Annotated in this window: 10 protein-coding genes; 1 reads left to right on the forward strand and 9 read right to left on the reverse strand. The window is 47.6% G+C overall.

Going from position 1 to position 14684, the window contains the following annotated elements:
• Positions 1–60 precede the first annotated feature (60 nt).
• From ACY2RR_RS15545 to coxB, 4 genes are read right to left on the reverse strand one after another with little or no spacing between them, the layout of a single operon-like run.
• Entirely contained in the window at positions 61–972 is a 912-nt protein-coding gene (locus ACY2RR_RS15545; RefSeq protein ID WP_490109084.1) for a cytochrome c oxidase subunit 3, read from the reverse strand.
• Positions 973–1024: 52 nt separating this feature from the next.
• Complete coding sequence (locus tag ACY2RR_RS15550) at positions 1025–1576, reverse strand: cytochrome c oxidase assembly protein (protein WP_490109085.1); 552 nt, start codon at positions 1574–1576, stop codon at positions 1025–1027.
• Positions 1577–1591: 15 nt separating this feature from the next.
• Positions 1592–3151 (reverse strand): cytochrome c oxidase subunit I, encoded by a 1560-nt coding sequence (ctaD, locus tag ACY2RR_RS15555; RefSeq protein ID WP_490109086.1) that lies wholly within the window; start codon positions 3149–3151, stop codon positions 1592–1594.
• Positions 3151–4287 carry a cytochrome c oxidase subunit II gene (gene coxB / locus ACY2RR_RS15560; RefSeq protein ID WP_490109087.1) on the reverse strand — a complete coding sequence of 379 codons (1137 nt, stop codon included), beginning with the start codon at positions 4285–4287 and terminating at the stop codon, positions 3151–3153. The genes ctaD and coxB overlap by 1 nt, the downstream gene beginning before the upstream one ends.
• A gap of 727 nt (positions 4288–5014) precedes the next feature.
• Between coxB and ACY2RR_RS15565 the strand changes: the two genes are divergently transcribed.
• Entirely contained in the window at positions 5015–6427 is a 1413-nt protein-coding gene (locus ACY2RR_RS15565) for an FAD-binding protein (protein ID WP_490109088.1), read from the forward strand.
• On the opposite strand, the gene ACY2RR_RS15570 is transcribed toward ACY2RR_RS15565, so the two are convergent.
• The 5 genes from ACY2RR_RS15570 to ACY2RR_RS15590 form a co-directional block, all read right to left on the reverse strand.
• Complete coding sequence (locus ACY2RR_RS15570; protein WP_490109089.1) at positions 6399–8135, reverse strand: hypothetical protein; 1737 nt, start codon at positions 8133–8135, stop codon at positions 6399–6401. The two genes, ACY2RR_RS15565 and ACY2RR_RS15570, sit on opposite strands and share 29 nt — an antisense overlap.
• An 84-nt stretch (positions 8136–8219) precedes the next feature.
• Positions 8220–8456, reverse strand: a complete 237-nt coding sequence (locus ACY2RR_RS15575; RefSeq protein ID WP_490109090.1) for a YheV family putative zinc ribbon protein — start codon at positions 8454–8456, stop codon at positions 8220–8222.
• A 67-nt stretch (positions 8457–8523) separates the two neighbouring features.
• Positions 8524–10557 (reverse strand): oligopeptidase A, encoded by a 2034-nt coding sequence (prlC, locus tag ACY2RR_RS15580; RefSeq protein ID WP_490109091.1) that lies wholly within the window; start codon positions 10555–10557, stop codon positions 8524–8526.
• A 130-nt stretch (positions 10558–10687) separates the two neighbouring features.
• Positions 10688–12769, reverse strand: coding sequence for a hypothetical protein (locus tag ACY2RR_RS15585; protein WP_490109092.1), 2082 nt, complete (start codon positions 12767–12769; stop codon positions 10688–10690).
• 212 nt (positions 12770–12981) lie between these two features.
• Positions 12982–14457, reverse strand: coding sequence for a hypothetical protein (locus tag ACY2RR_RS15590; protein ID WP_490109093.1), 1476 nt, complete (start codon positions 14455–14457; stop codon positions 12982–12984).
• Positions 14458–14684: the final 227 nt, after the last annotated feature.

The following is a 14684-nucleotide window of genomic DNA, read 5'->3' on the forward strand; positions in this document are numbered from 1 at the left end:
TGTTCTGCTCTTTGTTTTTGTTGGGTTAGACGTGCAACGTCGTAACCCAACAACCAACCATCACAACACGTAAACAAACAAGAACAGTCCAATCCAAACCACATCTACAAAGTGCCAATACCAAGCTGCAGCTTCAAAGCCGAAGTGGTTCTTCCCGGTAAAGTGCCCCTTTGCTATCCGGATATACATGATCAACAGCATTATGGCTCCAAGGGTTACATGCGCCCCGTGAAAGCCTGTCAGCATAAAGAACGTTGAACCATAGATACCGGAGTTAAGCGTTAATCCAAGATCGTTGTAAGCGTGGTAGTACTCGTAACCCTGTACGCCCAGGAACACAAAACCAAGAACCAGAGTAATAGCCAACCAGTTCTTCGTACTTGTGCGGTTATCGGCTATCAGAGCATGGTGAGCCTTGGTACAGGTCACACTCGAGGTCACCAGCAAGATGGTGTTGATGAGCGGCAGTGTCCAAGGGTCAACCAGCTTAGCAGGCCCTTTAAAAGTTTCCGGGTCAGGGTTAGTCATCAACGGCCATTCTGCAGTAAAACCAGGCCAGAGAAGTTGAGTCACACCTTTCTCACCTTCACCACCCAGCCAAGGCACGGCATAGAAGCGGACGAAAAACAGTGCGCCAAAAAATGCCGAGAAAAACATCACTTCGGAAAAGATGAACCAACCCATACCCCAGCGAAAACTACGATCCATCTGGGGGCTGTACAGACCAGCGCGAGATTCGCGAATAACATCGCCAAACCAGCCAAACAGCATGTAAGCCATAACCAGCGCACCAATAAAAAATACATAGTGCCCGGTGGGGTCATCAGCTTTGGCGCTCATACTGTTCATCATCATGCCAGCACCAACCAGCGTCAGGAACAGTCCTACAGTTGCAACAATGGGCCACTTACTTTGAGCAGGAACGTAGTAGGTGCCTTCGCCCTCATTCGCTCCCTGTGTTTCACTTGCCATTGCTCTCTCCTTAATAGGTGCACTGTGTGCACCAGCCTGAGATTTACGGGACTTACAGCCCGGCAGTCCTCTTCTTATTCATTTCTGTAATGTCGAACAGCGTGTAGGATAGGGTCAGCTTGTTAATATGCTTTGGCAGATCCTGATCTACGATAATTTTCAGCGGCATTAGCTTTTCCTCGTGGGCCTCCAGAGGCTGGGAGGTAAAGCAGAAACATTCGGTTTTGTGCAGATAATCTGTGGCTTCAAAAGGCGACACACTGGGAATTGCCTGCCCCACCATATTCTTACCGGAAGGATTGCGAACATAGAATGTCAGCGAGCCAATCTCTCCGGGATGAACCTTCACCTGATGGGTGCTGGGCTTGAAATCCCAGTTCATGCCTTTGTTGTTTGTTGCCAGAAACTGCACAGTAATTGTTCGTGATGTATCCACGGCGGCGGGAACAGACTTGTAAGGGTTCGGGTCTGTTTTTCCATTCAGACCCGTGACCTGACAAAGCACGTTATACAAAGGCACCATCACGACAAAGACAAAAGCAAACATACCAATAGCGGTTATGGTGGCTTTAACAATCGTCTTCTGTGCTGGGTTCAGTTGCATAATCCCACGCCTCCTTTACTTCACATCAGGAGGCGTAGTGAATGTGTGATAGGGAGCCGGTGAAGGCACCATCCATTCCAGACCATGAGCACCTTCCCAGGGCTTGGCTTCAGCCTTTTCACCACTCTTCACACACTTAATCACAATAAACAGGAACAACAGCTGGGTTACACCAAACATGAACCCGCCAATACTGGAGAGCATGTTGAAGTCGGCAAACTGCATGTTGTAATCGGGAATACGTCTTGGCATACCTGCCAGCCCAACAAAGTGCATTGGGAAGAAAGTAAGGTTCATACCAATAAACGACATCCAGAAGTGAACCTTGGAAAGTGCCGTGTCATACATATGACCAGTCCACTTAGGCAGCCAGTAATAAACCCCTGCAAAAATCGCAAAGATTGCACCGGGAACCAGCACGTAGTGGAAGTGGGCAACAACAAAATATGTGTCGTGGTACTGGAAGTCAGCTGGCGCGATAGACAACATCAACCCAGAGAAACCACCAATGGTAAACAACACCACAAACGCTATTGAGAACAGCATCGGCGTTTCAAAGGTGAGAGATCCCCGGAACATGGTGGCAATCCAGTTAAACACTTTCACCCCGGTCGGCACTGCTATCAGCATGGTGGCGTACATAAAGAACACTTCGCCCACCAGCGGGATACCCACCGTAAACATATGGTGCGCCCATACGATGAACGACAGGAAGGCGATACTGGCAACGGCGTAAACCATTGATGTGTAGCCAAACAGTTGCTTACGGGCAAAGGCCGGAATAATCGCTGATACGATTCCGAATGCCGGCAGGATCATGATGTACACCTCGGGATGCCCGAAGAACCAGAACACATGCTGGAACAGAACCGGGTCACCCCCACCACCTGCGTTAAAGAACGAGGTACCGAAGTGAATATCCATCAGCATCATGGTCACAGCGCCAGCCAGTACAGGCATAACCGCAATTAGAAGGTAGGCAGTGATCAGCCATGTCCACACAAACAGTGGCATCTTCATCAATGTCATACCCGGAGCCCGAAGGTTCAGGATTGTGGCAATAACATTAATCGCCCCCATGATCGAAGACACACCCATCATGTGAACTGCGAAGATAAAGTAAGTCGTTGATGGCGGGGCATAATCTGTGGATAACGGTGCATAGAAGGTCCAGCCAAAGTTAGGACCGCCACCTTCCATAAACAGGGTGCTGGTCATAAGCGCAAAGGCAAACGGAAGAATCCAGAAACTCCAGTTATTCATCCGTGGCAGTGCCATATCAGGTGCTCCGATCATCATCGGAATCATCCAGTTTGCCAAACCAACAAAGGCTGGCATAACTGCACCAAACACCATGACCAAACCATGCATGGTAGTCATCTGGTTAAAGAAATTTGGCTCTACAAGCTGCAGACCGGGCTGAAACAGCTCTGCCCGAATCACCATAGCCATGGAGCCGCCAAACAGAAACATTGCGAAGCTGAACCACAGATACATTGAACCAATGTCTTTATGATTTGTGGTCAGCACCCAGCGCATCAGGCCTTTGGCAGGCCCGTGATGATGGTCACTCATTACTTGGCCTCCGTTGCATATTGACCTGTGTATTTCCCGTCTTTCTTGTAGTCGAGAATATCTTTCGGAGTAATCATTTCTCCGGTGTTATTACCCCATGCGTTCCGCTCGTAAGTGATAACAGCGGCAATATCGACTTCACTCAGCTGATCTTTGAAGGCCTGCATGGCTGTGCCTTTCTTGCCATAAAGAACCATATCGATATGGTCACCAATCATTTCTTTCTTGATGGCGATAGGCTGACCTTTCAGAGCCGGGAACATAGGCGGAATACCCTGACCATTAGCCTGGTGACAGGCCACACAAACCTTGCCGTAAACCTGCTCACCTTTGGCCATGAGTTCATCCATGGTCCAGTCTTTCTGGGTCAGCTCGCGAATCTTGGCTGCTTCTTCACGCTTTTCCTGTAACCAGTCTTCGTACTCAGCCTGTGGCCGTGCATCAACCACAATGGGCATAAAGCCGTGATCTTTTCCGCAGAGTTCCGCGCACTGGCCACGGTAAATGCCGGGCTCATTGATCTTGGCCCAGGACTCGTTGATAAAACCGGGAATCGCATCTTTCTTTACAGCCAGTTCCGGTACCCACCAGGAGTGGATAACGTCGGCACCGGTGACAAGGAAACGAATCTTCTTACCGGTTGGCACCACAAGCGGCTCATCAACCTCAAGAAGGTAGTTGGTATTTTTCGGACGGAGGTTGTTTACCTCATCCCGTGACGTGGAGAGGTTGCTGAAGAAGCTGACTTCTTCTCCAAGGTACTCGTATTGCCACTTCCACTGGTAACCGGTGACCTTGATATCTATATCCGCGTCATCCGCGTTATAAACTTCGATCAGGGTTTTAGTGGCAGGAATTGCCATGACAACCAAAATAGCAAAAGGAATACTGGTCCAGAGAATCTCTACCAGTGTGCTTTCGTGAAACTCAGCCGCTTTCGCTCCCCGCGATTTGCGGTGAAAGATGACTGACCAGAACATCACGCCAAACACCAGAACACCAATAGCAACGGTGATCCAGAAGATCGTCATGTGCAGATCATAAATTGAATGACTGAGATCCGTGACCCCTTTCGGCATGTTGAACGCCCACTCAGCCCAAAGGGCAGGGGAGGTCATCAGGCCGATCAGAAGCATGACAAGTCTTCTCGCTTGCAGCCTCATTCACTTCCATCCTCTGACGGTAGCTCTATCGCAACATGAATTCAGGGGATTACAGCTACCCACAGGCGTACGGCATACGTTGGACAGTGCTTATTTTTATTATTCCCCGGCACTGACAAAAAAGTAGCCAACACCGAGCTGTTTCGCATTGTTTACGATGAAAACTCAGGCGAGATAAACGAGAAATTTGCAGAGGACTCTGCAAAAAGAGAGACAGGCTGACACGACACCCGGCTTTTACCGGCACCGTTCAAGACCCAACATCAAACAGACATCATCCGCCAGACAGCGGAAACAGTTTATAAGCCCAGTTATTCTTTTCCGTGAGAGACGAAAAAATCTTACATTGCCTGTACCAAACACTTCACAGGGGCTTCCTGCTTCTCGAAATCTGGTTACAACATTTCCACTGAGTTTCTAACTGCTCCTTCATTAAACAACATGAGCTAACAAAAGCAAACACATAATTTTGTGAATTTTTTTATAAAAACACTCTGTATAAAGCGCTTAAGGCTACGTTAATCGTATCTTCCGCAAGCAAATTGAAACGAGATTACGGCAGGCCTTTGTTAAAAACAGAGATAACAGGACAGCCAGCACAACGGACTATATTTGAACCGATTCCACACAAGGAGACTCCGAAAACTAATGGCTGGTAAAGCCGTTTTTCTAAACGGAGGTTTTCATGTTCCGGTGTCCAATGTCAGCATCTTTTCATGCTTTCACTTTACTTCTTCTTACACTTCTCTCCTTTGCCTGCCGAGCTGAGAAGTGCACACCTTTACAAATCAAGTCCCCAGACCATCCCCGTGAGCTGGAAATGATTATCGAGGAGGCTCGGAAAAAGAAAGCCAGAATAAGCCTTCTGGGAGGCGGTTACAGTCAAGGTAATCAAACCTGCGCCAACAACGTGATCCAGATTAATACCCGGGAAATGAATCAGCTGATAAATCTGGATATTGAGAAAAACCTGATAACCGTACAAAGCGGCATGACCTGGAAACGCTTGCAGGAACATCTGACGCCTTTTGGCCTGGGGGTTACGGCCATGCAGTCTTACAGTGATTTTTCTATTGGTGGCTCATTAGGGGTGAACGCTCACGGGCAGGATTTACACTGGAATCCTGTTTCCAGTACTGTGGAATCGGTCAAAGTTCTGCTGACCGATGGCCGTCACCTTTATGCCAGTCGTACAGAAAACCCTGAGCTGTTCAGGGCCGTTATTGGCACTTACGGGCTTGTTGGCATTATCACCCAGATCACCCTCAGGGTTGTTCCCAACCACATGCTGCTGAAACGTCCGGAGCTGGTGCGGGCCAAAGACTACGAAAAGCTGTTCTTCAATGAATACAAAAACAACAACAGGCTTGCGCTGCATTCTGCCCGACTTTCCATTAATCCGATGTTTCTTTTTCAGAACGTGATTGTTGTGAATTATTACGACACAGGTGAACTCGCACCGCCACCACCGGAATTATTACCACCCAACCTTCCACCAGCAGAGAAAATAAACCTTATGAAAACCAGCTGGCTGGCCCGGCTTGCCCGTACAACCATGGAATTTTTTCTTTACGAAAAAAGTGCCCGAATGTCCCGGAACCAGGCGATGGGCGAATCCGTTGTATCTTTGAAAAATACTGTTCCCGGAACCAAAGATATTCTTCAGGAATACTTTATTCCGCCAGAACAGTTGCAGCCATTTCTGAACGCTTTAAAACTCTGGACTAAAAAGCACCAGAACTTCGAATTGGTTAACGCCACCTTGCGCTGGGTAAATGCGGATAAAGATTCTTTGTTGCCTTACGCTCCGGAAGACCGGTTTGCCATTGTGCTGTTTATGAATCTTCCCGATTCCACCGAAGCAGAGAAGGCTATGGCTCAGGCCACCCGTGAACTGATCGATACAGTGCTTTCTATGGGTGGGCGTTATTACCTTCCCTATGCACTGTATGCCAGTCGCAGTCAGCTGAATCGTGCCTATCCAGAGTTCGAAAAACTGCTGGAAGCAAAAAAGAAGTGGGACACAGGAGACCTGTTAACCAGTAAGCTTTATCAGGCTTATGCCCCACAAAGAAAAACTCACATCAGGACTTTACCGGCTGGGCAGGAGTAACTCTTGATCTTGAAGATCTGCCTTTTCCTTGAGCAGGTTTCACTTCAACAGCCTCTTTCATACTTACCACATCAAGACTTAGAGAACCTTCGGTAAAGTGCTTGCTCTGAGGGAAGCGCTTATAAATTTTCCCCTTACTTTTGAATTTGCCTATAACGCTTTCAAGGTATTTCTCTTTCTCTACATCAACATCCCAGAAGTGAACAACTGTCAGCCCTTTCAAGTGTCGCTTAACCTCTAAAGAAGCATCGGCGTCTCCCCCCACCACAATAAAAATTCCCTCTCTATCATCAAGCTCTGTTACAAACTCATGCAACCACTGGGATGGTGAACCAGATCGGTCTGTAGCTCTCGCAGGCATCATATCCACGACTACAACTTGTTTATCCAGAATTTCAGGCGTTAACACAATGCCGTGTGTTCTTCCCATAACGGTCTGATTTCTTAGCCAGAGCAGCTCATGGTAGTCCCTTTCCGATTCAGGAAAATGTTGGGCATCCAATACCGGCATTAGCTTTTTATCAATGGGGTGAAGGGGAACCAGATGTGTTTTCGTCAGATCACTCCCTTCCTTGTCCCATGGGGTAATCTGTAAGCCATGGAACTTTGCTTGTGTGGTTGCCACTGAGCCGAGGCGCATACTGACCTCAGAGGGGTCAAAGAAAAAGTCCTCCATACCTGGTCTGGGTTTTAAAGGATCATCTCTGGTAACGAGTTCTCTTAGAAACTTGAAAGGCAGAGCATCAACATCCTCTTCTTCGCGTTCCTCCTTTTTGAATTTTTCTAACTGGCTTATAAGTTCATCACGCTTATCGGCTCTCGTCCCTTGTTCTTCTTCATCAACGCTTACTGGAATTTTGGTTAAGTCTTTCAGCTCTTTTTCCCAGCCGACAACAAACTCTTTCGTCATATAAACCACATTCCGGGGAAGCTGAGCCTGAAAGTGAGGCTGAGAAACATTTGCCGCAAGAATAACCAGTTCATCTAAGCCCAGTTTGCTTGCCCTTTTCGTAAACGCCTTAAGTTCTTTTCCCGTGCCCTCTACACCGATTCCATTGGCATCCAGCAGAGTGACCATTTTAATTTTGTCCTTATCCAGCAATACAACTGTGAAGTGACGTACAACTAGCCCTCCCATCATATTGTTATTGCTCACCATCACCCGGAAAAGCCAGCCTTTTTCTCGCAGAGCTGCAGTTTGAAAGCTTCCTACAAGCTTTGCGCCATCTTCTTCAGGATGGGATTTAGGCTGGAGCTCTGCTTGAGACAAAGCCTCACTGAAATCGAAAACTCTTTCTTCATCATTCCATGGGAAAACACTGACTTTAGCGCTGGCACCAGGCCGCCACGGAATAGAAAACTCACAAATATCATCTTTCGAAGTCAGGAAAATAGCCGATGGTCGCTCAGAAAACTCTGAGAAACCCGATACTGAGACAGGTTCATCAGTCTCCTCATCACCGGAGAAACTCTCTTCACGAGTAAATGCTTTACCTGAGATTTCCTTTGCTTCTCTGGCGGGAGGAGGCGAGTCGGGCCCTACAACAGGGGAACCTGTGCCAGCCTCATCGGCACCCATCTGCTTTGCTTGTGCAGAAGCAGATGAAGGAGATGGCGAAGGTTTTTCTTCTGAAGCCTGGGCACAACAAAAGCTAAGAAACAAACTGCCGACGAACAGTCGATACATCAGGGGTTTGTAGAAAATCATAACGACCTCCTCAGAGCAGCTCAGGAGTTTAGTTGTCGTTATGAATGACTATCGCACCAGTTTGCTTTTCTCAATAAAACAGTGTCAGTGAAGGATTTTTATAGGAGAAACATCGTCGTCTGTTTGCGCTGCTGCATCGTGCTCATCAACCTGATTCACACGGGTTTCCAGTTCATCCTGTGGTTCCAGGTTTTTCTGGTTATCAGTAAAGCCACACTCAACACATTCGCGAATAGTGACTCCCTGATCTTCAAACATAACCAGACGATCCATCGCCGCACATTTGGGGCAGACAGCTCCGGCAATAAAGCGCTTTTTCATAATTATTCTCACTGCAAGCTGATCGGGCTAAATAAACCCAACCAGCATTTAGGCTAACTCTTAACTATCAGCCGGTAATACCTTTGTGGCGCAGCATAGCATCCAGCTCAGGCTTGCGGCCACGGAAAGCCTTGAACATATCTGCTGGTTCTCTGGAACCACCGCGTTCAAGAATTTCGTTAAGGAAAGACTCACCTGTTTCCCGGTTAAAGATGCCGTCTTCCTCAAACCTGGAGAACGCATCTGCAGAGAGAACTTCTGCCCACAGGTAGCTGTAATAACCCGCAGCATAACCACCTGCAAAGATATGAGAGAAACTGTTCTGGAACCGGTTAAACGCTGGCGGAACCAACACAGACACCTGGCTGCGCACATCATCCAGAGCCTTTTGAATATCCATTCCATCTTTCCAGCCGTGGTGCAGACGGAAGTCAAACATTGCAAACTCCAGCTGACGAACAATCATCATTGCAGACTGGAAGTTCTTGGCTGCCAGCATCTTCTCCAGCATTTCATCTGGTAAAGGTTCACCGGTTTCATGATGACCAGAAATCAGAGCCAGCGCTTCTTTCTCCCAACACCAGTTTTCCATAAACTGGCTTGGCAGTTCCACGGCATCCCATGGCACACCGCTGATACCGGAAACTGCAGCGTAATCGACCTTGGTCAGCATGTGATGCAGGCCATGACCAAACTCGTGGAACAAGGTCACAACTTCATCATGGGTTAACAGCGCAGGCTTATCACCAACGGGCGGAGTGAAGTTGCAGGTCAGGAAGGCAACCGGCGTGTGAACCTTGCCATCAGCCTTACGGCGATTATGGCAATCTGCCATCCAGGCACCACCTCGCTTATGTTCACGGGCGTACAGATCAAGATAGAAGCGACCTATAACATTGCCACCTCGCTCAATATCAAAGAACTGAACATCTTTGTGCCAGGTATCAATACCTTCACAGGGTTTGAAAGTGATGCCGTACAAACGACCAACCACTTCAAACATACCGTTGATAGCTTTGTTGGCCGGGAACCAGGGACGCAGCTCTTCCTGACTGATGGAGTAACGTTGCTGGCGCAGCTTTTCCCCGTAGAAATTAATATCCCAGGCCGACAATTCCTCTACACCGAACTCATCCTTGGCAAATGCTTTCAGTTCCGACAGTTCACGCTCTGCCTGAGGCTTACTGCGAGCAGCCAGGTCTTCCAGAAATTCCAGAACTTCGGCTGGGCTGGAAGCCATTTTGGTAGCAAGGGAGTAATCAGCGTAGGTTTCGAAATCCAGCAGGGCGGAGAGTTCTTTGCGTGCAGCCATGATTTCTTTCATAGCTTCGCTGTTATCAAACTCACCAGCATTTGGGCCTTGTTCAGAAGCTCGGGTCACATAAGCAGTGTACATTTCTTCCCGCAGATCACGATTTTCACCGTATGTCATGACCGGGAAGTAGCAGGGAAAATCGAGGTTCAGCATCCAGCCGTCTTCGTGGCCTTTGCTTTCTGCTAATTGCCTTGCACCAGCCAGAGCACTTTCCGGTAAACCTTTCAGTTCAGCTTCATCAGTAACCAGTTTGCTCCAGGCCATGGTGGCATCCAGAACACGATCAGAAAAGCCGCTGGTCAGTTCAGAAAGCTTGATGCTCAGTTCAACATAACGTTTCTTTTTCTCTTCTGGTAGGTCAACACCTGCCAGATGAAAATCACGCAAAGCGTTATCAATAACCTTACTCTGGGCTTCATCGAGAGTTTTGTACTCTTCGCCATCAGCAATCTGCTTGTAGGCATCAAACAGGTCTTTGTTCTGGCCAACCCAAGTTCCAAACTCGGATAGTTTTGGCAAACAACCGTTGTAGGCATCCCGCAGTTCATCACTGTTGACTACAGCGTTCATGTGAGACACAGGAGACCAGGCATGGCTAAGGCGTTCATCAAGAGCATCCATTGGCTCCTGAAGATTGGCCCAGGTGTAAGTTTTTCCTTTCGATAAAAGAGTCTCGATTCCTTCACGAGACTCTTTCAACAGTTCATCTATAGCAGGGCCGACATGTTCGGCTGACACCTTGGAAAATGGTGGCAGTTGGTTCTGGTCCAGCAGAGGATTGCTCATTCGATGCCCTTCCTGTTATTACCATGTTTAACCATGGCTGTTCGGCCACAATCTGTCGATCTATTATCGACTTCAATGGTGGCAGCTACAGGGCATTTCAAGGCCTTTCAGCTCTGCTGGATTCTTCAGCTCACATTATCGAACACTCTTTTGGCTTGCCGCCTCCATCAAAGTCATCCTCCCCGAAAGTTAATGAATTCTCCGGTGATGGTTTTGTGCCTTTACGGATAGTCGCCATTCTCTTCTCTAGCTCAGTAGGCTCCCGTGGAGGGGTAGGATCACGTCTGCGTCTTTCATCGACCGATCTCAGTTTTGTAGTTCCCTGCATCAGCTCTGAAACATAACCACTAGACTTCTTCGTAGTCGGACTCACATGAGTTAGTCCTCCTCCATCACGAGTTTTCAGCCTGATTGTGCTCTTTGGCACTGTAGGTGGCTGAACTGTTGGTGGAGGTGGGGGAGGCGGTGCACCCTTGGGTGGTTGTGGCGTACTTGCATAGGCACCTGCTTCTTCCTGCTCCAGCCTCTTATATTCATCGTCTAAAGCTTGTGTGGGATAGATTGATGCCGTAGTTTTTGTTTTAGACTTCTCACCCCCAGAGCCAGTTACTCTCTGATCTTCATCGTCCTCAAGCAGTCCAAACTTACGTTTCCTTGGCCCACCCAGCTCATCATGAGCATCAGATTTCGGTGCATGACTCCTCCAGTTAAAGAATGCTTTCGCCAGCAAACTATAGGCATAATTGGTTGCAACCTGTTTTGCGATACGGGCACTTCCTCGCACTGGCAGCCAGGGCAGATGAGATTCCATACTGACAAGGTCCGCCTTATCAACCTGTGAGGCATCTAACTGAGTTAATAGCGTGATTTTCGACCACCCGCCTCTACGAGATTCATGATCGTCAAGGAAAAACGCTCCCTTTCTTCCGTTACTGACCAAAGCATGAAGGCTGGACTGTAGAGGGATAGCCTGAGCCGCCAGTTCACTGCCATCTCCAAGATCTTCAGCCAGATCCGGAGCTACAAACATCCATTGGTATTTTTTCCAATGGGCGGTTTGTACTTCCAGCTCAGTACTCATTGCCATTGCTTCAATCAGTTCTGGGATCTGGGCAAGAATGTTTTCACTCAGAGGGTTCAACAAGGGGCGGTTATACCCCCAAAGATTATTCCAGCCGCGTACAACCCTGTACTGGTCGCGGTCGTTGTATACGCCGTGAAAAGTGCGAGAGTCCAACGCTCTTGTCCACCAGTCTGCCTCCTTGGATGAACCAAAACTGACAGGAAACTTCACAAACTGGCCGGGTCGGTTACCAGAATAAAACTGAAGGTAAAGGGAAAGCTCTCTTCCTTTTTCTTCTACACCATAAAAGCGAATGCGATCGATATCATTTTTCCGGCAACTGTCATCCAGTTGCTGCAATATTTTCTCATAGCTGGATTCTGGTTCCTGAGTGATTGGTTCTCCCGGGAGAATATCCAGGTCAATATGAGCAAAAGGTGGAGCACTCAGGTTTTTATCGCTGAGAGCACTCCTAACATTGATTGATAGATGCTGCTGAAAATAGTCAGGCTCAATGGCAACCTCGGCATGTCCCGGACTCACTATTCCCAGTTCCCAAAGAACTTCAGGCAGGGCACTGTAAAGGAGTGGAAGGTAAGCAGCCGTTTTTTTCGAAATATAAAACAGATGATCTTTCCAGCCTCCGCTTCCATTACGGAAAATGTCAAAATTCGAAACTCCCAGTTTCCAGATCGCTTCATTCGGAGAACTCGACGTAGCAACGTCACCAACAGCATCACCAAGACGCCAGAATAAATCCTGCATTTTCCCGGAGTTTCTTCCCGTCCAGAAATACTCCAGCCAACCAGCCTGTCTTGAAATCTCAGCAGTCATAAAAAGCGCTGTAACCGGCAAGACATGATCACTTGCAGCTTCGTATACACGATCCTTTATCGTATATGGTGCAAGACTCATCTCCGACAATTTGGACTGGGGCAGCCATCGCCACTCCCTATGAGCTTCCAGAAGCGCTTGATTATGCTGGTCGTCAGTAACTGCACCTGGCTGTTGTACAACAGCTCGCCGATACCAGTTATCAAGGTGACTCCTTAACTCAAGTCTCGAAGATGCGAATGTGGTCAGAGAAACCAGAAATAAAACTGAGGCCGTAAGACAGCGAAATGTCCGTCGCCGATACGAGTCAAACATGAGAGTTTGCCGGTGAGTTGCCAAAATCAGACCTACAGAACTAGACAACAATGGTGAGTTTGCAAGCTAACGGCACTATTCTGGCTAAATTTCTGCTCGCTTTTATCTCGATAAAAACCTAAAAAAGGCACAGAAACTGATAATCAGCTCCCTGTATTAATTACTCACTCCAACCTGTAACCCTTATGGGTTACAGGTTCGGAATCGCAGCATTACTGATCCCAGTCATAATTATAGGGAGAATCAGGATCATCCGACTCAGCACTGTAAGATGGCGAATATGAGCTACGACGAGGATGAGAGTATGAAGTATGGCGAGATGGGGAATAAGATCGACTGTAAGATGGCATTTGTGAATACCCTCCAGACTTCTCCTCATAATATTCATCCTTACTCATTCTTTTTTTAGCCATATCATATGTTTTGAATAAACCCATGTAAGCCGCACTCACAATAATATTCTTGGCAATCGCATAGATGCCCCGAGGGTAAAGCCATGGCAAGTGCGCATCCATCTGCACCAGACTTTTGTTCGTTATCCATGAACTATCCGCACCGGTAAGAAGTGTTATTTTTTGCATGCCAACGCTCTGGGATTCATAGTCATCAATAAAGACGCCTCCACTGATCCCATTGCTTATCAATGTATGTGATTGTGATTGTGCAGGGAGGCCGGTTGCAGCAAGTTTTGCTGCATCTTCAATATCAAGGGCTAAGCCCGTATCAATATACTTCCAGGTGTACCCTTTCCAGTTAGAGGTTTGTAGCTCTTCGTCACTGACCAGGAAAGAGGTCTCTATCAACTCAGGAATATGTTCGAGAATACCTTTGCTTATGGGGTTTAAAAGAGGCTTGCCATACCCCCGCAAGTAATTCAGAGACTGCACGATCCGGTATTGGTCATCCTTGTTATAAACCCGTTGAATCCAGCGATTTTCCAGAGCCTCCGTCCACCATACCCCTTCATAGGCATCTCCAAAACTAACAGGGAAGCGGATCAGGCGTGGTTCGTGAATGTCTGAATAAAGGCGCAGATAGAGCGAGAGTTGCGATTTTTTATCAACAGTTTCCTTCGCACCATAAATGCTGATTCTGGTTATGCCGTTGGTACGAGCGCTCTCATGCAAGCCAACTAAGGCTTTCTCATAGCCTGACCCATAAGGTTCATTTTGAATGGAAACAGGGTGAACCTTTATATCAATTCTGGGAAATGGAAGGCCTTCTACTCGAGCATTGGTTTCTTCAAAACTGAACGAAAAGTACTTACCAAAACTTTCTGGATGCAACTTGATATGGCTTCGGCCTGTTCTGGTTAGTCCCATCTGCCAAGAGACTTCCCGCAGATTAAATAACGCCGATGGGACCAAAGCAGCTCCTCTCTGCGCCCAAAAAACATTACGTTTCCCCTTCAGGAGTTTAACCAGAAATTTAGGGTCAAAGTTTATTGCGCCAACCCGCCACATGAGTTCGAACTGAGACATAGAGGTTGCTACATCAGAGAGTAGCCCCCCAACCCAAAGAGAATCTCCATCATCTACCCCGATAAAGATCAAAGCAGGCAACATTGCTAAAGATAAAGCATGATCGTAGAGCACCTCCCAGCCTCGCCCCATATAACCGTAGGGGGCAGGTTTTAGGGACTCCAGCTTCTCTGTAGGGAATATCTGCCACTCAGGGTGGATATCCAACAAGTCTCTGGCGGTATCATCCAGCTCACGTTCCTGTACAGGTAAGCTTTCCTCCGCACTGACCTTCGGTATAACAGCTATGATCAGCAAACAACAAAGGAGTAGCCGAAAAAAACAGAGCCATTCAGAACAGCTGAAATCTGGGCGCTGGCATTTAAACCTTGGCAACGTATATAAAGTTATTAATCTCTGCATGACTTATTCTTGAAAATTAAATAAGCCCATAG

The organism is Parendozoicomonas sp. 2304DJ65-17, from assembly GCF_058148445.1.